Origin of the sequence: Rhizobium sp. BT04 (assembly GCF_030053135.1) — a bacterium.
Taxonomy (GTDB): domain Bacteria; phylum Pseudomonadota; class Alphaproteobacteria; order Rhizobiales; family Rhizobiaceae; genus Rhizobium; species Rhizobium binxianense.
On record NZ_CP125651.1, the window covers coordinates 330017 to 351109 of the forward strand.

Annotated in this window: 15 protein-coding genes; 12 read left to right on the forward strand and 3 right to left on the reverse strand. The window is 63.7% G+C overall.

All coding sequences use genetic code 11. The annotated features are described in order from the left end of the window. Window positions 1-6 precede the first annotated feature (6 nt). The 3 genes from QMO82_RS06800 to tssH all read right to left on the reverse strand — a co-directional run bounded on the left by QMO82_RS06800 (window position 7) and on the right by tssH (window position 4482). Window positions 7-1083, reverse strand: a complete 1077-nt coding sequence (locus QMO82_RS06800; protein WP_183609875.1) for a hypothetical protein — start codon at window positions 1081-1083, stop codon at window positions 7-9. 118 nt (window positions 1084-1201) lie between these two features. After that, window positions 1202-1678, reverse strand: coding sequence for a type VI secretion system tube protein Hcp (locus QMO82_RS06805; RefSeq protein WP_003575677.1), 477 nt, complete (start codon window positions 1676-1678; stop codon window positions 1202-1204). Window positions 1679-1719: 41 nt separating this feature from the next. Further along, window positions 1720-4482 carry a type VI secretion system ATPase TssH gene (tssH, locus tag QMO82_RS06810; protein ID WP_183609874.1) on the reverse strand — a complete coding sequence of 921 codons (2763 nt, stop codon included), beginning with the start codon at window positions 4480-4482 and terminating at the stop codon, window positions 1720-1722. 286 nt (window positions 4483-4768) lie between these two features. On the opposite strand from tssH, the gene tssA reads away from it, so the two are divergent. The 12 genes from tssA (at window position 4769) to tssM (ending at window position 21088) form a co-directional block, all read left to right on the forward strand. After that, window positions 4769-5776, forward strand: a complete 1008-nt coding sequence (tssA, locus tag QMO82_RS06815; RefSeq protein WP_283196520.1) for a type VI secretion system protein TssA — start codon at window positions 4769-4771, stop codon at window positions 5774-5776. Between the two features lie 79 nt (window positions 5777-5855). Continuing rightward, window positions 5856-6380 (forward strand): type VI secretion system contractile sheath small subunit, encoded by a 525-nt coding sequence (gene tssB, locus QMO82_RS06820; RefSeq protein WP_183609873.1) that lies wholly within the window; start codon window positions 5856-5858, stop codon window positions 6378-6380. 127 nt (window positions 6381-6507) lie between these two features. Further along, window positions 6508-7989, forward strand: coding sequence for a type VI secretion system contractile sheath large subunit (tssC, locus tag QMO82_RS06825; RefSeq protein ID WP_129421088.1), 1482 nt, complete (start codon window positions 6508-6510; stop codon window positions 7987-7989). A gap of 70 nt (window positions 7990-8059) precedes the next feature. Further along, on the forward strand, window positions 8060-9448 hold the full coding sequence (gene tssC / locus QMO82_RS06830) for a type VI secretion system contractile sheath large subunit (protein ID WP_183609872.1): 1389 nt from the start codon (window positions 8060-8062) through the stop codon (window positions 9446-9448). Further along, a complete protein-coding gene (locus QMO82_RS06835; protein ID WP_183609871.1) occupies window positions 9445-10275 on the forward strand; it encodes a type VI secretion system accessory protein TagJ in 831 nt (276 codons plus the stop codon). Before tssC (QMO82_RS06830) ends, QMO82_RS06835 begins: the two co-directional genes overlap by 4 nt. After that, a complete protein-coding gene (gene tssE / locus QMO82_RS06840) occupies window positions 10268-10777 on the forward strand; it encodes a type VI secretion system baseplate subunit TssE (protein WP_183609870.1) in 510 nt (169 codons plus the stop codon). The genes QMO82_RS06835 and tssE overlap by 8 nt, the downstream gene beginning before the upstream one ends. Next, window positions 10770-12551 carry a type VI secretion system baseplate subunit TssF gene (gene tssF / locus QMO82_RS06845; protein ID WP_183609869.1) on the forward strand — a complete coding sequence of 594 codons (1782 nt, stop codon included), beginning with the start codon at window positions 10770-10772 and terminating at the stop codon, window positions 12549-12551. Before tssE ends, tssF begins: the two co-directional genes overlap by 8 nt. Window positions 12552-12571: 20 nt before the next feature. Further along, complete coding sequence (gene tssG, locus QMO82_RS06850; RefSeq protein WP_183609868.1) at window positions 12572-13573, forward strand: type VI secretion system baseplate subunit TssG; 1002 nt, start codon at window positions 12572-12574, stop codon at window positions 13571-13573. 10 nt (window positions 13574-13583) lie between these two features. Then, a complete protein-coding gene (locus tag QMO82_RS06855; protein WP_183609867.1) occupies window positions 13584-14759 on the forward strand; it encodes a type VI secretion system-associated FHA domain protein in 1176 nt (391 codons plus the stop codon). Beyond that, window positions 14749-16089, forward strand: coding sequence for a type VI secretion system baseplate subunit TssK (gene tssK / locus QMO82_RS06860; protein WP_183609866.1), 1341 nt, complete (start codon window positions 14749-14751; stop codon window positions 16087-16089). Before QMO82_RS06855 ends, tssK begins: the two co-directional genes overlap by 11 nt. Then, a complete protein-coding gene (tssL, locus tag QMO82_RS06865) occupies window positions 16086-17615 on the forward strand; it encodes a type VI secretion system protein TssL, long form (protein ID WP_183609865.1) in 1530 nt (509 codons plus the stop codon). The genes tssK and tssL overlap by 4 nt, the downstream gene beginning before the upstream one ends. Continuing rightward, window positions 17612-21088, forward strand: a complete 3477-nt coding sequence (tssM, locus tag QMO82_RS06870) for a type VI secretion system membrane subunit TssM (RefSeq protein ID WP_183609864.1) — start codon at window positions 17612-17614, stop codon at window positions 21086-21088. Before tssL ends, tssM begins: the two co-directional genes overlap by 4 nt. The last annotated feature ends 5 nt before the right edge of the window (window positions 21089-21093 follow it).

Here is a 21093-nt window from a genome sequence, read left to right on the forward strand (position 1 = left end):
ACCGCCTCAGATCATCCTGACATCGGTGAGCTGCCTGGGCCGTGCATCGGTGGAAAGGCGGTTGATGATCTGCTCCGCCTTCGCCATCTGGGCGCCGCCAGTCGGATCGATCAACAGCTTTTCGGCAAAGTTCTGCTCGGGATAGAAGGACGAATTGCCGGTGAGACGGCTGAGCGTATTGATGCGATCGCGCACGACCGAACCGACATTGTCGTATTCGACACGCTGACCGGGATCGTAAGGCTGGAAAGGCCGGCCGGTGAAACGCGGCGAAATGGACTTTGGATAGTCCGATGCCGAAGGCAACTGCGGAATAGCCTTCTTGCTGTATTCGATGTCGCGGCCAATGCCGCCGGCGGTCCCGCCGGTGGACGGCGCATAGGTCACCAGCTTGTCGGAATCCAGGACGGCGCTCATGTAGAACAAGAGCTCCATCTTCTGGGACAGCCGGTTTTCGTCGACGCGCCGGCTCTCCGGCGGATTGCAGAACGGCGTCTGACCGACCAGATCGACAAGCCTCGATTTGGTGGCTTCGCTGATCGTGTTGTCCTGTTGCACGCCCCTGATGAATTCGTGCACGCAGACGTGGTTGATGGCGATGAAATCATCGATCCGCGTCTTGAAATTCAGAGCGGTCGGGGCAGACGCGATCGGCGCGCTGCTCGTCAGTTTTTCCGCAGCGCTCGTCACCTGCTTGCTGGCAAGCTTCTTGGCTTCGTCGAGGACGCCGCCAAGCGCAAACATCACCACCTTGCTGTTGGCGGCGGCATGCATGACGCTGAAGGTACGGTTGAGGTTGTTGTTGCAGATCACGTTCAGCGCGGCCCGGCCCGCCAGCACCCGCAACGAAGTCGTCGCGAAGGCGGCCATCATGATGCTGCCGGTCAAGACGGAAGCGGAAAACACGAAAAGCTCGGCCAGCATGCGGTCGCGGGCTTCCTGGGCCTTTGTGGTTTTCTGGAAATTGTCGACGGCGAGATCGTAGGCCCGCACATAAGGACTGGAGACATTCGTCTCCCATTGGGACTTGTACTTGGGCAGTTCTACCAGAATATCGTTCAAACGCTCAGTTGCAGCCGACACGATCATCTCCATTGTCCAAAGCGCAAAACAACCTGTTCAATCGCCTTCCTTGGGGAGACGAGAGAACATGGGACGACAATGCCAGCAGCAAGGCTGGCATTGCCGATGTCGTGAAGCGTCAGGCAGCCTTGGTGGTCGCGAGATCGTAAGAGGCGATCATCGGCGACTGCGGCGAGTGCTTGTCGTCGTAAGGCGTGTACTTCACTTCCATCTTGGTGAAGTTCAGCTTGATCGTCTCGACCGGGCGGTCACCGTTGGAATCGATCGAGTAGCTGGCAATCAGCGTGTTCTCGAGCGAATACTCGATATAGGTGTCGCCGGGATTGCCCGTCGTGACGAGGTGGATGACGGAGCGCTTGCCGGTGCGGCCCGAGCAGGCTTCCTGGAAAAGCTTGGTCGACGAGGAGTCGCTGACCTTGGTGAGGATCACTTCCGAAACGGTCGGCTCGGAAGCTTCGCGGTTTGCCGCCGAACCAGCGGAGGTGTTCATGTTGCGGGCGACGTTCCAGTGGATGGCTTCGATGTCCATCCACTTGCGATGCTGTTCGTGGGTAGCATCCCCTTGGATTCCGTCGATCTGAAGATAAATCGGCATGCTGTCAGCTCTCCTGTTGGCGGTTGAGTGCCTAGTTGCGTCTAAGGCGTAGTTGCCTTTCTTCTTCCTGCTCCCCGAGTGCGCTTGCGGCTCGGGGTTACTTCATCCGACAACCGGTTTTCCCCCGGCGTGTCGAATTCCTGCGGGGCGGCCTCGTCGGCATCAAGGCCGAAGCGGTGGCCATCGTAGCCGATGGCAATCCCCGTAATTTTCTTGCCCGTTGCGACGGCATCGAGGAAAAATGTCGAAAGATCGGGCAAGAGATCGCGGGCGATCATCACCTCGATGGCGCGGGCGCCCATCTCGCTGGTGCGCGCCCGCGCAATCAGCGCGTCGCGGGCTTCCGGCGACAGCGAAAGCGTCGTCCCGTAAGTGGCAACAACCCGCTCGCGGATACGGCCGATCTGGATGTCGACGATGCCCGACAGCGTCTCGGTGCCGAGCGGCATGAAGGGCAGCACCGTCGTGCGGCCAAGGAAGGCCGGCTTGAAATGCTTCTGCAATTCCGGCAGCAGCAGCGCTTCAAGTGCATCCGGTCCGGGCATCGTGTCGGGATCGGCAGAAAGTGCGGCGATCATCTCCGAACCGGTATTCGCCGTCATGACGATGGTGGTGTTCTTGAAATCGATGTCGCGGCCTTCGCCGTCGCGCAGCGTTCCCTTGTCGAACACCTGGTAGAAGATTTCCTGAACGCCCGGATGCGCCTTGTCGATCTCGTCGAGCAGCAGCACGCCGTAGGGTCTGCGCCTCACCGCCTCGGTGAGCACGCCGCCTTCGCCGTAACCGACATAACCGGGGGGCGAGCCGAGGAGCATGGAAATCTTATGCTCCTCCTTGAACTCGGACATGTTGATGGTCGTGAGGTACCGGCTGCCGCCGTAGAGCATGTCGGCGAGCGACAGTGCGGTTTCGGTCTTGCCGGTGCCGGACATGCCGACCAGCAGGAAAACGGCCGGCGGCCGGCGCGGATCGGAAAGCCCGGCGCGGGCCGCCCGCATGGCCGAAGCGATCCGCTCGATCGCCGCGTCCTGGCCAAGCACCCTTTCCTTCAGCCTGATATCGAGCGTCTTGACGGTCTCGATCTGGTCGGCAAGCAGCTTGCCCAACGGGATTCCGGTCCAGCGGGCAACGACGGCGGCAACGATCTCCTTGTCGACGACCCGCGGCAAGAGAGGCGTTTGATCCGCCACCGCCGCAAGGCTCCGCTCCGTCGCGGCCAAGGCCGCGCGGGCGCCCTCGGCAGTCATGGTCTGCGGTGGGAAAGGCGCCACATTCGTGCCGTCGCCCGTATTGTCGGCCGACGCCAGCGGGACGACGGCGTCGTCGGGCGAGAAAAACTCCTCCAGCCGGTCGGCCTCGCGGACGAGCCGGTTTTCTTCGTCGAATTTCGACCGCAACGCCTCGATCTCGAAAACGATCTCCTGCTGCTTGGCAGCAATTTCGCCAAGCCGGGCGCGCTTTTCCGGAGTCTCCGGCTCGCGGGCGAGCCAGTTCGCCTCGGTTTCCAGAAGATCGCGCTCGTCGGTCAGCAGCTTCAGCGCCTCCGGCGTCGTCTGGCGCGCCAGCGCCACTGCGGCGGCGGCCGTGTCGATCAGGCTGATCGCCTTGTCGGGAAGCTGCCGGTCCGGCAGATAGCGCGCCGAAAGCCGGACGGCAGCGACGATCGCCTCGTCGCGGATGCGGACATTGTGATGGGTTTTCAGGCCTTCCGCCACGCCGCGCAGCATGCGGATTGCGGCTTCCTCGTCCGGCTCACGGACATGCACCGTCTGGAAGCGGCGGGTGAGCGCGGCATCCTTTTCGATGAACCGCTTGTATTCGCCCCAGGTCGTCGCCGCGATCGTGCGCAGCTCTCCCCGCGCCAAAGCCGGCTTCAGAATATTGGCGGCATCGCCCTGCCCTGCCTGTCCGCCGGCGCCGATCAGCCCGTGGGCCTCGTCTATGAACAGGATGATCGGCTGCGGGGAGGTCTTCACCGCATCGACCACGCCATGCAGCCGCCTCTCGAACTCGCCTTTGACGCCGGCGCCTGCCTGCAGCAGGCTGAGATCCAACAGCAGCAGCTTCACGTCCTTCAACCGGGCGGGCACATTGCCGCCGGCGATCTCCAGGGCGAGGGCTTCGGCCACCGCGGTCTTGCCGACGCCCGCCTCGCCGACGAGGATCGGATTGTTCTGCCGCCGGCGCATCAGGATATCGATCACCTGCCGCAGCTCGCGATCACGGCCGATGACCGGATCGATGCGGCCCGCGCGGGCGTCCGCCGTCATATCGCGGGCGTAGAGCCGCAGGAATTCATTGTCTCCGGCCGAGGCGGCCGACACGGAAAGCTGCTCCGACGGAGCGGGCGCTTCCGTCTCCAGCAATCTGTCGAGCCTTGCTCTGTCGAGATTGCGCAGCGACGGGGCGATGCCGCGGATAAGGGCCCGCAATGCCGGATCGCTCAGCAGCGCGGCAAGCAGATCGGCGAGAAGCACGATATTGCGCCCGCATTGCAGCGATGCAACCAGAAAGGATTCCCTCCCAAGGGCAAGCAGATTGGGGGAGAGCGCCAGCGAGGCGCCATCCTGGCGCGGGATGTCGGCGATTGCCGCGTCGAGCTCCGTCCTCAGCGTCGCGGAGGAGGTCCCGAGCTCTTCGAAAACGGCGGAAAAGCCCGCAATATCAACAAGGGAGCGAAGCCAGTGGGCTATGTCCACAACGGCGTGCTGGTGACGCACAGCAAGCGAAGCCGCTGTCTCAAGACCGACACGTAAATTGGGCTCAAGCGTTCTTATCAGACGATTGAGATCGATATGGGACATCCGCTAGTCCTGTTTTTACGTCGAAATTCAGCGCGCGCTCGTGATGCGAAGAACAACTAGGGCGCTCATAAACCCTTGTCCAGAAGAAAAACGACTCTATTTTAAAAAATGAGCATATCGAAAGTCGTCATAAATCCGTCATCATCAGGAGATGGTTGACAAGCCAATACAGGCCGCCCAAAATGCCAGCTATCTGCTGTATTCTCTGATTTTTGAGGTATTTAACCGCGTGAACGTCCACGAAATTATAGATCCACTTGAAACAGATCGCCCGTGCGGAGAAAACGTGCGCGTTAATACTGCATCACGCGAAATATACTATAGAATTAAAGACGCGAGAAACGCTGCACGTACAGCCGAGCGTAGTATTTCGCCTGGTGACGTTATTGCGCTTGCACCCGCCTGGCATGATGTTAGCAATCTTGGATTGCAGATCCTTTCTTCCCGGAGCAAGGACATCGAAGTATTGGCCTGGCTGGCGGAGGCCCAGCTGCGGCTGCGCGGCTTCTCAGGATTGCGAGATGTTTACGTTGCAACCGCGTCGCTTTTAGGCAAGTATTTCGACACTTTGCATTCGATCGGGGACAGCGATTTCGAGGAACGGTTCGCGCCCTTCGCAGGCCTCAACGGTGTCGGCGGCGAGGGAACCCTCATCCAGGCTATTCGTTTGACATCGTTGATCCCGGACGGGAAGTTCGCTCAATTTTCGCTTTGGGATTTCCAGCTTTCGCAGCGGCCGAACGAGGCCGAACGGCGCGAGGAATTGCAGCAGGCGGCAGCAGAAGCCGGTGTCGCGCAAATGTCAGCCTATCTCGGCGTGCTGACCGAGTGCATCGCCGCTTTCGACCGCATGGTCGAAATACTTGACCAACACTGCGGCGACCAGGCGCCGCCGAGTTCGAATACACGCAATGTTTTGCAAGAGGCGGCGTCTGCAATCCGGATGCTCGCCGGCATCGAAGCTCCCCCGGCCGCGTCTGAAACGCCTGCTTTGCAAGGGCTGGAGCCGCTGCAGGCAGGCGATACCGACGGTGCCGAGACCGTTCGCACGCGGCCTGTCGGCGCTGAGGCGATTCGTTCGCGGGAAGAGGCCTTCGAACTTCTGGTCGCCGTGGCGCGCTATTTCCGCCGCACGGAGCCCCATTCACCGATCTCCATGTCGATCGAAACGCTGGTGCGTCGCGGCCGCATGGATTTTTCCGAGCTTCTTGCCGAGCTTCTGCCCGAACAGCACACACGCAATGCGGTGCTGACGGCAGCCGGCATTCAGCCCGTAAACGACAAGGGAGGCTAGCGGCGCGCGGCCGGGCTTTCGGCCGCAATCCGGAGCATCCTCAATTGGCAATCCGCCGATGAGACGAAGGAGAATCTCGATGGCAAGTGTGCATGAGAAACTGGAACGGGTTCGCAAACCGCGGGTCCACATTAAATACGAAGTGGAAACCGAAGGCGCGATGGTGGTGAAGGAGCTGCCGTTCGTCGTCGGCGTGCTCGGCGATTTCTCCGGCAATCCCACGCAGCCGCTCAAAGCTTTCGGCGAGCGCAAGTTTGTGCAGATCGACCGCGACAATTTCGACGACGTCATGCGCCGCATGACGCCGGGCCTCACCCTATCGGTCGAGAACACGCTCGAGAAAAACGGAACCGAGCTGCCGGTTTCGCTGAAATTCGAAAGCATGGCCGATTTCGAACCCGGCGCGGTCGTCGATCAGGTGCCGGCGCTGAAGGCCCTGCTCAACGCCCGCAATCAGCTGCGCGACCTGATGAGCAAGGCGGACCGCTCCGAGGAGCTCGAGCGTCTGCTCGAGGACATCCTGCAGAACAAGGCCGATCTCTCGCAGCTGGTGGCCCAGCTTGGCGGCGGCGAAGCCGGAGCGGCGAAGGACGCGTTGAACTGAATGCCTGGGATCGCGGGCCGGTGATGGCCCGCGCGAATTCCTGAAGAGTCTTTGTCCGGCCGCGGCCCCTTTTGAAGGGAACCCCTCATGCTTCGAGGGCCGCCGCTTTCGCAAAAAGGATCGATAGATGACCGCCGAAACGCAATTGCAAACAAAGGAAGAAGTAGGCTTCGCGCCTGATGAGAACCTGCTCTCGAAGGTCGTTGCGGCAACCCGCCAGACCGAGCCCGACCGTGCGCAGGATCTTCTGCGCACCCTCACCGACCAGGCCCTGAAGGGCACCGTCACCTATGATCGCAATCTGACGATCACCCTGAACAATGCCATTGCCGAGATCGACAAGGCGATATCAAGCCAGCTCGCGGCAATCATGCAGTCGCCGGAGTTCACCAAGCTGGAAGGCGCCTGGCGCGGCTTGAACTATCTCGTCAAGAATAGCGAGACCAGCGCCAATCTGAAGATCCGCGTGCTCAATGCATCGAAGCGCGATGTCGCCAAGGATCTGGCCAAGGCCGTCGAATTCGACCAGTCCAGACTTTTCAAGTCGGTCTATGAAGACGAGTTCGGCACACCCGGCGGCGAACCGATGGGCGCGCTGATCGGCGATTACGAATTCGACAATTCCTTCGACGACGTCCAGCTTCTGCAGGGGGTCTCGATGATCGCCGCGGCCGCTTTCGCGCCGTTCATCTCGGCCGCCAGCCCTCGCATGTTCGGCTTCGAGGATTTCCGCGAGCTGGCAAAACCCCGCGATCTCGAAAAGATCTTCGAAACGGTCGAATACGCCAAGTGGCGGAGCCTGCGCGACAGCGATGATTCCCGCTTCGTGACGCTTGCCATGCCGCGCGTGCTCGCCCGCATGCCTTACGGCCCGAAGACCAGCCCGATCGAAGAGTTCAACTTCGACGAAACAGGCGGCTCCAAGACCGGCGAGCTGTCGCACGATTCCTACTGCTGGATGAACGCAGCCTATGTGATGGGCACGCGCCTGACCGAAGCCTTCGCCAAGAACGGCTGGTGCACCGCCATTCGCGGGGCGGAAAACGGCGGCAAGGTCGAAGGCCTGCCGATGCATATCTTCTCCAGCGACGACGGCGACCTGGACCTGAAGTGCCCGACGGAAGTCGGCATCACCGACCGCCGCGACGCCGAACTCGGCAAACTCGGCTTCCTGCCGCTTTGCCACTACAAGAATACCGATTATGCCGTGTTCTTCGGGGCGCAGACCGCGCATAAGCCGAAGCTCTACGACCGGCCCGAGGCGACCGCCAACGCCGCCGTTTCCGCCCGCCTGCCCTATATGATGGCGACCTCGCGCTTCGCCCATTATCTCAAGGTCATGGGCCGCGACAAGATCGGCTCCTTCATGGAGGCGGAAGATTGCGAGGCCTGGCTCAATCGCTGGATCTCCAACTATGTCAACGCCAATGACGACGCCGGCGAGGAGTCGCGGGCGAAATATCCGCTGCGCGAAGCAAAAGTCACCGTGCAGGAAATCCCCGGCAGGCCGGGCGCCTACAACGCCGTCGCCTGGATGCGCCCTTGGCTGCAGATGGAGGAATTGACCACCTCGCTGCGCATGGTCGCCCGGATTCCGTCGAAGAACTGATGAAATCAGGGTCCGGCGCGGCGGTTCGCCGCCGCGCCAAACTCTTCCGAAACATTTGGTCAGGTCGACGATGGGTTCCAGCACTGAATGGCGGCGCCGGGCGGATCAGCTGATTACGCTGATCGACGAGGCGCTGAACAGGCAAGTCAATGCCATCCTCCACCATCCCGATTTTCAGGCGATGGAGGCGAGATGGCGTGGCCTCGCCATGCTCGTGCGCGAGGCAAGCCGCCGCGGCGAGGTGAAGGTCAAGCTGCTCAGCGTCAGCTGGCGCGAGCTCGCGCGAAGCATGGAGCGCGCCAGCGACTTCGATCAGAGCCACCTGTTCGAACTGATCTATAGCCGCGAGTTCGGCATGCCAGGCGGCGAACCCTTCGGCCTGCTGGTCGGCGACTATCATCTTTCTCCGGCCGATCCCGCCGACGGCGATCCTGTTGGCACGCTGTCGCAGATCGGCATGGTGGCGGCCGCCGCCTTCTGCCCCTTCGTCGCCGGTGCTGCGCCGCTTGCGATCGGGCTTGAAGATTTTCACGAACTGAACCGGGTCAACGACTTTTCCTGGCTTGCCACAGAGACCGACCGGATCCGCTGGAATGGTCTTCGCGCGCGTGAGGATTCACGTTTCCTCGGGCTTGCCGCACCGCGTATCCTGATGCGTTCGCCGCTCACACCGCATGCGCGCGATCGCAATGACGGCTTTCCCTTCCGCGAAAGCATTGCTAGCGACGGCAGTTCACTGCTCTGGGGCAACGCCGCTTTCGCCTTTGCCACTGTTGTCATCCGCAATTTCATCGCTTCCGGCTGGTTCGCAGATATCCGCGGCGTCACGCAGGATGCGATCGACGGCGGCCTGCTGAGCGCAGCCGAGCTCCCGCCTTATGATTTCGGCACGGAGAGCAACGGACTTTCCGCCCAGGCGCCAGTGGAAATCCACCTGACCAGCAGCCAGGAGCAGCAGCTTTGCGAGCTCGGCATCATCCCTGCCGCGACCACCTATCTCTCCTCTTCGGCGATTTTCAATTCCAATCAGTCGTTGCATGCGCCGCCGCATTATTCCAACGAACATGCACGGCAGAACGCGCGGCTTGCCGCCATGCTGCAATATGTGCTCTGCGCCTCGCGCTTCGCGCATTATCTCAAGGTCATCATGCGTGACGAAATCGGCCAGCTTTCGGATGCGATCTCGATCGAGCGCCGGCTGGCGGACTGGCTCACCGCCTATACGCTCGGCAACGACGATGCCGATATTGCGTTGCGCACGCGCTTTCCCCTGCGCTCCGCCGGCATCGGCGTCGCCGAGATTCCGGGCAAGCCCGGCAGCTTCTCCTGCACGGTCCGGCTGCAGCCGCATTTCCAGCTCGATGACGTTGCCACGAGCTTCCATCTCATCGCCGAGACCACGACCACCGGCCAGATCCTGAGCCGCCCGGTCGCCATACCCGAGAGGATGTCCGCATGACGCTTTCCGCCAGCATCGCCCAATCGCTCAGAGACAATGCCCTTGAGGAGGCGCTCGAGGAGGTCAAGGCGCATCTGAAGGCCAAGCCCTCGGATCAGGAAGCGCGGCATCTCTATATCGATCTTCTCGTGCTTGCCGGCGATTACCAGCGGGCGGACAATCAATGCAGCCTTGCCGCCACTCTCTCTCCCGACGCGACGATGGGCTTTGCCTTGCTGCGCAACGAGCTTCGGGCGATGGCGGCGCGCGACGCCTGGTTTGCGAGCGGCGGCGTGCCGGAATTTCCGCAGGGGCCGAGCGAACTCGACAAGCTCGCCGTTCGCCTCGGCATCGCCCATCGCGACGGCAATGCGGATGAGGCGCGAACCGCGCTCGATGCGCTTGAGCAGCTCAGGAACGAGCGGCCGCTGATCTGGAACGGCAGACCGGTCTCCGATTTCCGCGACCTAGACGACCGCACGCCGCACGCTCTCGAAGTGATCATGACCGGCGGCGGCTATCTGTGGATCGATTTCGCCAAGATCGCAGCGCTGTCGATCGAGCCGATTGCCCGGCCGCGCGATCTCGCCTTCCGCCGTGCCGAACTGTCGCTCATCGACGGCGCCGCCGCTTCGGTGCTTCTGCCGGCGGTCTATCACGGCACAGGCAAGGATCCGACGCTCAGGCTTGGCCGCGAGACCGATTGGATCGAGGAACCGACAGGCATCACCACCGGTCGCGGCCAGCGCTGCTACCTCGCCGGCGACGAACTGGTTTCCTTCCATGATACTCAAAGTCTGGAGATCGTGCCGGCAACGGCTGCCGGCAGGCAGGTCGCGCATGGTTGATCCCCTCGAACGCTACCGGCTGCGTGACCGTGTCCTGTCCCGCTCGATCCTCGACAGGCTGATGGACGAGGCGCCGGATCGCGCCGTCGACCCGCCGATGACCTTCGTCGACCAGGTGCGAGAGGTCAGAGAGGCCATCCGCCGCGATCTCGAGGCGCTGCTCAACACACGGCGCTCCCCGGCGACGCCGCCGGCCGTGCTTTCCGAGTTGAGGGACGCCCTGGTGAGCTATGGTGTCGACGGCATCGTCTCGGCCAATCTGATGACCGAGCAGGCCAAGCTCAAGCTTGCCGCAGTAATCGAGCGGCGGATCGCGCTGTTCGAGACACGGCTTGCCGATGTCAGGGTGACGATCCTGAAAAGCCGGACGATGACCGAACGGGCGCTGCGCATGCGCATCCAGGCGACCTTCCGCCTGCACGAAGGCATGCCGCCGATCAGCTTCGAATCGACCATCGATCCGTCGACCCAGCGCTTCCTCGTGGAGGCCGGCAATGGCTGAAGGTTTCCTGCACCGTTACAATGAGGAATTGCTGGCGCTGCGCCGTCGGGCCGCGCGTTTTGCCGATGCCTTCCCGAAGATCGCCGGCCGCCTGCGCATGACCGGCGACGTCGCCGACGACCCGCATGTGGAACGCCTGATCCAGAGCTTCGCCTATTCGGCCGCCCGCGTCCGCCAGAAGCTGGACGACGAATTTCCCGAGCTCACCGACGGCCTGCTCGAAACGCTCTATCCGCATTATCTCGCGCCGCTGCCGTCGATGAGCATCGTCAAGTTCCGGCCGAGCGATACGCTCGCCTCGGTCCAGACCGTGCCGCGCCATACGGAGGTGCTGGCCGAGCCGGTCAGAGGCGAAGCCTGCCGCTTCCGCACCACGCAGGACGTCGAGATGGCGCCGATCGAAATTGCCGGCGCCGGACTTTCCGGCCAGCCGATCAATGCGCCGCTTTCACCCTATGCCGGCGTTGCCGGCTGCCTCAGGCTGTCCCTCCGTAGCCTCGATGCCCGAAAGCCCCTCGGCGGCCTCGGCGTGAGCCGGCTGCGCCTGCACATTCCCTCCCCGTGGCAACAGGCGGTAGCAATCTACGAACTGCTTGCCAATCAGACGCTCGGCATCGCCCTTGCCAAACATGCCGACGATCGGTCGCCGGTCTTCCTGCCGGCTGGGAGCCTCAAACCGGTCGGCTTCGAGCCCGAAGAAGCCATGCTGCCCTATCCGGCGCCGAGTTTCACCGGCTACCGGCTGCTGACCGAATTCTTCGCCCTGCCCAGAAAGTTTCTCTTTCTCGACATCGAAGGGCTCGATGCCTGGACGGGCGAGACGCTGGAGCTCTTCATCTATCTCAAGGAGAGCGACGCCAAACTGGAGCGTGCAGTGTCCGTCCGCGACTTCGCGCTCAACGCAACGCCCGTCGTCAATCTCTTCCGCCAGGTCTGCGAGCCGATCGCCATCGACGGCACCCGCACGGAATACCGTCTCCTGCCCGATGCGCGGCGCCAGAAGACCCGCGAGATCTATTCGATCGATCGCGTTCTGCTCACCGGATCGCGCGGCCAGGAGGAATTCTGCCAGCCCTTCTTCGGACGGTCGCAACGGGCAGGCGCGAGCCCGACTCACTGGCAGGCCTATCGCCGTTTCGACGAAGACGACAGAACCAGCGATATGGATATTGCCTTCGTCGACAGGCAGCGCCGCTCTTCAGGTCCCGTCGATGCGGTCGCAAGCGTCGACACGCTCTGCCTCAACCGCGATTTGCCGGAACAGCTTCCCTTCGGCGGCGGCCATCCCTTCCTGCAGCTTGCCTCCGGCCACGAGGCGGTGGCGGGCGTCGAAGCGCTGATCCCGCCGACGCCATCGGTCCGCATGAACGATCAGGAGGGCCGGAACTGGCGGCTGATCTCGCATCTCGTCCTCAACCACCTGTCGCTCTTCGACAATGGCGGCGCGGCGCTGAAGGATATCCTGTCGCTTTATGCCTTCCGGGACAGTCCCGAGACCAAGCAGTTCGTCGACGCGCTGGTCCGGATCAAGGCAGCCAACTCGACCGCCCGTCTCGGCAGCGGCGGCATGGTGCCCGGCACCGAAATCACACTGGAATGCGATCCGGCCGTCATCGACCGGCCCTCGGCCTTCCTGTTCGGCAGCGTGCTCGACCGTTTCTTCAGTCTCTATACCTCGGTCAACAGCTTCACCCGGCTCACCATCGGCATGAAGGGCCAGTCGAGGCCGATTGCCCGGTGGCCGGCGCGCGCCGCCGACCGCCCGCTGCTTTGAGGAAGGATCGCTAGCGAATCATGGATCTCCCCGTCGCCCGCAAACCAGACGCCCTTGCCGATCTGCTCGAACGCGACCCCGGCCGCTTCGAGCCGGTGACGGCCTTTCGCGTCGCGCAGGCTTCGGTGGGCGAAGGACGCCTCGATGTCGCCGCCCATGTCGGCGTCTCGCCGGCGCCGCTTGCGGTCAGCGGCTACAAGCGCAAGGCCGGTCGCGCCACCGTCCGCAGTGCACTTGCCGGTCTCGTCGGCGCACTCGGCTCGATGCCGTCGGCCTATAACGAACTCGTCATGCGCGAGGAGCGCAACCGGTCGCGGGCGCTCGCCGGCTTCTTCGATCTCTTCGGCGCGCGGATGGCCGAACTCTTCACCGATGCCTGCGAGAAATACCGCATCGCCCGGCGGCTGCGCTGGGGCGGCGCCTGGGCAAGCAATGCTTTCGTCACCACGCTGCTGTCGCTCACCGGTTTCGGCACCAAGCGGCTCGTCGAAAAGAGCGGCGTCGACGAGGAGTTGATCCTGCGTTTTTCCGGTTTCTTCGCCGCGCGTAACCGCAATGCCGTCAATCTGCGCGCCATGCTGACCGAATTCAGCGGCCTGCCGGTGGAGATCGAATTGTTCCGCGGCCGCTGGCTGGCCATTCCGGCGGAAGAGCGCAGCCGCATGGGCCAACCGCAGGGCGTCCAGCTTGGCGTCAATGCGACGGCGGGTGCCGCGATCCACGATTTCAGCGGCGGCTTTCGCATCGTCATCGGTCCGCTCGGCTATGCCGACTACCTCCAGCTTGCGCCGGGCGGCCGCGCCGTCACCGAGCTCTTCGCCCTGACGCGGCTCTATGTCGGCGCCGCACTCGAATTCGACATACAGGCCATCCTGAAGAAGGAGGACGTTCCCTTCTGCCAGCTCGGACAAGCGGGCGATCCGCCGCGCCTGGGCTGGAACAGCTGGGCGAGGGTCGCGCCGGCGGCAAAGGACAGCGGCGATGCGGTGATCGTCGAACGCCTGTCGGTGCAGGCGCGGTGAGGAGACGAGAATGCGGCTCGAACTGAAAGAGATCACCAGCGACGCGACGGCGTCAGGCCAGTCGAAATGGTTCTTCGAACGCGGCCGGCGAACGCTCGGGCGGGCGCCCGATTGCGACTGGCGGCTGCCGGAGGATCGGCGCTCCATCTCCAAGCTCCATTGCATCATCGAACGTGACCGCGATGGCTTCCTGCTGCGCGACCAGAGCGCAAACGGCTCCTGGGTCGACGGCGTCGCCGTTCATGAAGGTCAAATCGCCAGGCTTTCCGACAGGTCGCGGCTGGAGATGGGCGGACTTGCCTTTTCCGTCCACATATCAGGCGACAAGGACCGCGAGATCGAGGATCCCGATGCCGGTTTGGTGCTGAGCGACGAACCGCTGACCATTTCTGCGATCCTGGCCGACATCGCTCCAGGCGGTCGCACCGCAAGCGGTATTCTCGGTGAGCGCGCGACCGATGACTGGGCCTTTCCCGAACAGGGCGGGAAGAAAGGCGCGGCTTCATCCCGCAATGTCGAGATCGGCTGGAGCGGCCCTCCGGAGATCCGTTCAGCCACCCAGCTTCTGCCGGAAGACTGGAATTCGGAGGAGACCGAATACGGCAGCCACCTGGAACATGGGTCCGCCACCCATGTCGCCGTGCCGATCGCTCAGCGCCGCGCCGCGCCGGTGATCGAGATCGTCAACGACAACGACCCGCAGCCCGAAGCCGAGGAATTTCCATCGTTGACGATCGGCCGGTTCGAAGCCTTCGCCGATCGGCTGGAGCCGCTGCTCGCCCGGTTCGAGGAGGCTGTCGAGAACAGCTATGCCGTTTTCGAAATGCATGTGCCGTCCTTCGACAGGCAGCCGGACTTCCTGGCCGGCGGCACGGAGGAGGCGCTGCTTGCCCGCATCGAGGCGCTGCTCGGGCGACAGCTCACGCTCAATTCCGCCCTCCAGGCTCTCGTTCGGACGGCGGGCCAGTTGGAGCCGCGCAGCCTGGAAGCGCGTGTCGAGACCGGCGCCTGGCGCCGGGACCGGAATTACTGGCGGGCTTACCGGGCGCAATTCGAAAAGGACGGCAAAAGCCGGTCGATTCAGGACCTCTTCCGCGATGCCATGACCGGCGCGATGAACGGCAGAGACGCAGGGCCTCGTCCGCAAGACAGGCAGGAAGGAAAAGACGCGCACCATGAGGAATGAGAACCGGGTGGCCTGGAGCGAAGGCATGTTCCTTCGCGTGCAGCATTTCCAGCAGGCGGACCGCTGGACCGAGCGGCTCGTGCGCACCGCCACGCACGGCCTGTCGCCCTATCCCTGGGGCATAGCGGAGATCGGCATCGACCGCGGCGCATTGGCGATCGGTCAATTCGCGCTGTCGAACCTGCGCGGCGTGTTGCCCGACGGAACGCCGTTCGAAGCCCCCATCGATACCGACCTGCCGCCGCCGCTTGATCTCGACGAGAATACCAAGAATACGATCGTCTATCTCGCACTTCCCGCCCGTCAGCCGGGCAAGGCCGATGTGGCGCTGAACGGCGGTGCCGCGCGCAACAGCGTCCGCCTCGTCGCCTCGCCCTACGAAGCGCCCGATGCCAATGTCGAGACCGACTTCATGGCGCCGATCGATGTCGGCCGCCTCAGCCTGCGCTATCTCCGGACCGGCGACGAGCTCGCCGGCTACGAGCTCATCGGGCTCGCCCGCATCATCGAGGTGCGCTCCGACCGGGCCGTGATCCTCGATCCCGACTATATCGTGCCGAGCCTCAACTGCACGGCCGCGGGACGGCTGAACGAGCTGATCACCGAGCTTCTCGGCATCGTGCGCCATCGCGCAGAGGCGATCGCCGAGCGGATCGGCGACCCCACCATCCGCGGGACGGCGGAGGTCGGCGACTACCTGCTGTTGCAGATCCTCAACCGCGCCGATCCGATGCTGAAGCATATTTCGGCGAATGCAACGCGCATCCATCCCATCACCTTCTACGAGAACTGCATCCAGCTTGCCGGCGAACTCGCCACCTTCACGACCGACCGCAAGCGCGCCAGCGACTTCCCGCCCTATCGCCACGACGACCTGAAGGCGACATTTGCCGCCGTCTTCGACGATCTGCGCGCCTCGCTGTCCTCCGTGCTGGAACAGGCGGCGGTGGCGATCGAACTGGCCGAACGCCGGCATGGCGTCAGGATCGGCACGATCAACGACCGTACGCTGCTCAGGGACGCCGGCTTCGTGTTGGCGGTGCGGGCCGAGATGCCGGCCGAGGACGTGCGCCGCAAGCTGCCGGCGCAGATCAAGGTCGGCCCGGTCGAGCGTATCGCCGACCTCGTCAACGTGGCGCTGCCGGGCATTCCCGTGCGGCCGCTGCCGGTGCTGCCGCGCCAGCTCCCCTATCGCTCCGGCACCATCTATTTCGAACTCGACACCAAGAACCCGCTCTGGAAACAACTCGACACTTCGGGCGCCATCGCCGTGCATCTCGCCGGCGATTTCCCCGGGCTCGAAATAGAACTGTGGGCCCTGAGAGAATGAAGACCGAACCCGCCTCCTGGCAGAACCTGCCGACCGTCGTCGAACTCACCGAGGACGGCACTCGGAAAAAGCAATCCGCCCGCAAGATGGCGGAAATGCTGGATGACGTTCTCGATTTTCCCGAAAGCGAGGGGGGAAAGGGGCCGGTGGGATCACTTGCGAAGAGTGCCGCGTCCATCGAAACACTCGTCCGGGATTTTCGCTTCGGCGCCGAGGACGTACCGACCATGGTGCGCTCGGCCGCACCGCTGCTCAACCTTGCCCATGCCCTGCGCTATACGGAAGAACAGCCCGAGATCGACGCGTTGCGCCAGCTGGCGATCGAAGCGGTCGGCCGCTACGAGCGTGATCTCGCCAGCGCGCGCATCAGCCCCGAACGGGCGCGCGCCGCCCATTATGTCGTCTGCGCGACGGTCGACGATGTCGTGCTCAGCAAGGCCTGGGGTGTTCGCGCCGGCTGGGCTCGCTCGGGTCTCGTTTCCACCTTCCACATGGACGTGACCGGCGGCGAACGGGTGTTCGACCTGCTCGACCATTTCCAGCAGAGCCCCGGCGCCAACAAGGACCTGCTGCTGCTGATCTACCTCTGCCTGTCGCTTGCCTTCGAGGGCCGCACCCGCGTCTCGGCGCGCGGCGGGCTGGAGCTCGGCCGCATCCGCGACAGTCTCTACAAGACGCTGCTTGGCCAGTACGGCGTGTTCGAACGGGAGCTTTCTCCCCATTGGAGGGGCGTTTCGGCCCGGCACCAGCCGTTGCGCACCGCGGCCGCGATCTGGACGCTGCTTTCCCTCCTGACCCTGATCCTGGCGTTCGGCTACCTGTTCTTCACCCTCTCGCTCAATCGCGCCTCCGACGGAACATTCGAGCGGCTCGCCAAGCTGCCACCGCGCGATATGCCGAGCGTGCTGGTCAAAGTTCCCGAGCCGTCGCGGCAACCGCCGCCCGTTGTCGTCGCCGAAACCCCGCCGCTAACCCCACCGCCGCAAGTGAAACCGCCGAGCCGGCTCGACAATCTGCTCGCCTTCCTCCAGCCGGAGGTCGAAAAAAAGCTGGTCACGCTCTCGGATTCGAATGGCAGGCTGCTGGTGCGCATCAGCAATTCCGGCCTGTTTGCCATCGGCAGCGCCGAGGTCAGCCCGAAATTCCACGATCTTCTCCAGCGGATCGGCGGCGCGCTCGCTGCAGAGAATTTCCGCGCCGTGGTGGTGGGTTATACCGACAATGTGCCGATCCGCACCGTCCAGTTCCCCTCCAACTGGCACCTTTCCGAAGCCCGCGCCAAGGCGGTCGGCGAAATCCTCACTTCGTTCACCGGACCGGGCGCGATCCTGACCGAGGGGCGTGCCGACACCGATCCGATCGCCGCCAACGATACGCCGGAGGGCCGGGAGATGAACCGCCGCACCGAGATCCTGGTCCTGACCGATCCGAGCGAGCGGCTGAACGATGCGGATTTGACGACCTCGCCTCGGGCCGACATGCCGGATGAACCGACGCTGCCTGCTGCAGGAGGTGGTTCGCGATGAACCCACTCAGTTATTTCTATACGCTGCGTTCCTATGTGGAGGCCTATGCCGGCCTCATCGGCCGCCGTTTCATCTCGATCATCTGGGTGGCGGCAATCTGCGTCGTCATCTGGTTCTACGGCTATCTCGCCGCCTATGGCGATTTCAAGCCGCTGGCGAGCACCAGCGCGCGGCTGACGCTGATCGGCATCATCATCGCCGCGTGGCTCGCTTATCTCGTCTTCACCGCCATCCGCGACCGCCGCCGCGACAAGAAGCTCGTCGAAGGGATAGAGCGGGACGCGGAAGCCGAAGCGGCGGCCAGCCAGCAGGCGGAGGTCGGCGAGATCCACAGTCGCCTCAAGGAAGCGCTGCAGCTCCTGCGCCGCATCACCAAGAAGCGCTTCGGCTATATCTACGAGCTGCCGTGGTATGTCATCTTCGGCGCCCCGGGTTCCGGCAAGACGACGGCGCTCAGCAATTCCGGCCTCAAATTCCCGCTCGGCGATGCGCTCGGCAGCAATTCCGTGCAGGGCATTGGCGGCACGCGCAACTGCAACTGGTGGTTCACCGATGAGGCGATCCTCATCGATACGGCCGGCCGCTACACGACGCAGGACGATCTGAACGGCACCGCCAAGGCCGGCTGGGAAGGCTTTCTCGGCCTGCTGCGCAAATACCGCCGTTCGCAGCCGATCAACGGCGCGCTGGTGACGCTGTCGATCGGCGATCTTCTGACGCGCGATCCCGAAGCCCAGCGCGAGGAGATCAGGGCGATCCGCCAGCGGCTGTCCGAGCTCGACGAACTCCTGCATGCGCGCGTGCCGGTCTATCTGCTTTTGACCAAGGCCGATCTCCTGACCGGCTTCGTCGAATTCTTCGACGGTTTCAACAAAAGCGACCGCGAACAGGTCTGGGGCACGACCTTCGGGCTCGACGAAAGCTACAAGGCGGCGAACCTGCCGGAACGCTTCAACGAGGAATTCACCCTGCTGCAGCAGCGCGTCGACGCCATGCTGATCGAACGCCTGCAGCAGGAGCCCAATCCGGAGCTGCGCGGCCGCATCTTCCGCTTCCCGGCCGAACTCGTCTCTTTGAAAGAGCGCCTGCAGGATGTCGTGACCGAACTGTGCTCGGGTTCGAAACTGGTGGAAGCGCCGCTCTTGCGCGGCATCTATTTCGCCTCCAGCACCCAGAGGGAGGAGACCGTCGCCGTTCCCCGCACGCGGCGCAGCTATTTCCTCTCGCGGCTCTTCAAGGAGGTGATCTTCGGCGAGGCCTCGCTGGTTGCCCGCGACAAGCGGCTTTCCGGCCGGCAGCTCCTCTTCCGTCGGGCAGCCTATGTATCGGCGGTCCTGCTGCTTGCCGTCGTTCTCACAAGCTGGACGGCGACCTATATCCAGAACACCACGGCGCTTGCCGGCGCGGAAAGACGCATCGACGCCTATGAACAGCTGGTGCGCGGCGTGCCGGTGCGCGACGTCTCGGATGCTGATTTCCTGCGCATCCTGCCGGCGCTCGACAATCTGGCCGCCGTCACCACCGACTTCGGCAAGACCCGCGTCTGGCCGGTGAGCCTCGGCCTCGATCAGGAAGGAAAGGTCGAAAGCCGCCAGCGCGAGGCTTATCAGCGGGCGCTGAACACGCTGCTGTTGCCGCGCATGCTGGTGCAGCTGCAGAAGGAGATGACCGAGACCACCGACGTCACCCGCACCTTCGACGCGCTGAAACTCTACGGCATGCTCGGCGGACTCGGCCCTGTGAATGCGGACTTTGCCTCGCTTGAGGCGGAGGACATGTTCACCAGGCTCTACCCCGACGAAGGCCGGGCCGCAGCCCGCAACGCGCTGATCGCCCATGCCGAAGCCATGACGCGCGGCGCGCTGCCGCCGATCGAGCTCGACAAGGCGCTGATCGCCAAGGCGCGCGCGATCATCCGCTCTGAGAATATCGCCAGCCGTGCCTATGACATCCTGGCGGAATACCGCGAGTCCCGGGCTCTTCCGGCTTGGAGTCCGGCCGGCGCGCTCGGACCGCTCGGCGAACAGGCTTTCGAGAGAACCTCCAAGGCGCCGCTCAGCGACGGCATTCCCGGCCTTTTCTCCGCGACCGGCTACCGAACGGTCGTTCTCACGGGGATCACCGACGCGGCGCGCGAAGCGCTCGACGAGCAATGGGTCCGCGGCGATCCCAATCCTGCCGGCGTCACGGTCGATACGGTCGCTCAGGCGACGCTTCAGCTTTACTTCGACACGTTCGAGCAGCGCTGGTCGACGCTTCTCGCCGATATCAGGGTGAAGCCTTCCCAGACGATCGGCGATGCGGCGGAAACCACCCGCATTCTGGCCGGCAAGCCCGGCCCGGTCGAGACGATTGCGAAATCGATCACTGCTGCCACCGATCTGCGCGGGCCTGGCGCCGAAATCGCCTCGGCCGCCGGCGACAGCCTGGCGACCTCGACCGCGGCGCTTGCCAGTGCGGCGAATGCGCCCGATCCCTTCGGCCGCCTGCGCGACGCGCTGAAGGCGCCGGCCGGCCAGTCTCCGCTTCCCGACCAGTCGAAGGATGCGCCGCGGTCGGAGATCGGGCAGCTCGAGCCGATCCTGCAGCGGGTCCAGGAGCAGCTTTCGCGGGCGACGACCTCGACCGCCGAAGTGGCGAAAGTGTTCGACGTCGACAGCCAGCTGACCGACGCCAATCAGGACCTGCTTCAGCAGGCCCGCAAGCTGCCCGGGCCGGTCGATAGCTGGATGGCGGGGCTGGCTGCGGATGTCGGATCGCTGGCGGTCAAATCCGCCCGTTCTCGCATCAGCGGCGCCTGGGCCGCGGAAGGCGCGGGTTTCTGCTCGACTGTCGTCGCCGGCCGTTATCCCTTCGACCGGAAATCCCCTCGTGACGTGGCGATGAGCGACTTCGTCAGGCTGTTCGGCCCCGAGGGCCTGTTCAAGACCTTCTTCAAGGAAAAGCTCGAAGCCTTCGTCGACACCAGTGCTTCGCCATGGGGTTGGAAAGGCACGTTCGGCGCGGCAAGCATCCCGAGCGCCGCAATCGCCCAGTTCGAGAATGCCGACAAGATCAACCATGCCTTCTTCCCGGCCGGCAGCAAGAACCCGTCGATCACGATCAACGTCAAACCGGTCTCGCTGACCGATGCCGCCAGCGCCGTGATGCTGGAGATCGAAGGCGAACGGGTGGTCTATTTCCACGGTCCGATCCAGTCGAAATCGATCACCTGGCCATCGACGGAAGCCAGCAACGCCTCGCGCATCGCCTTCCAGCCGGGCGGCTGGCAGCAGGCCTTGACGGAAAATGGCGACTGGTCGCCCTTCCGCCTTTTCGATGATGCCAACGTCACGGTGCAGGGCGACGATCTCTTCCGGGCAAAATTCCAGCAGGACGGCCAGGCGGCGGAGTTCGACGTGCAATTCGGTTCGGTGCTCAATCCATTCCGGCTGGAGGCGCTCGGCGCCTTCTCATGCCCGGTGCAATTCTGATCGGC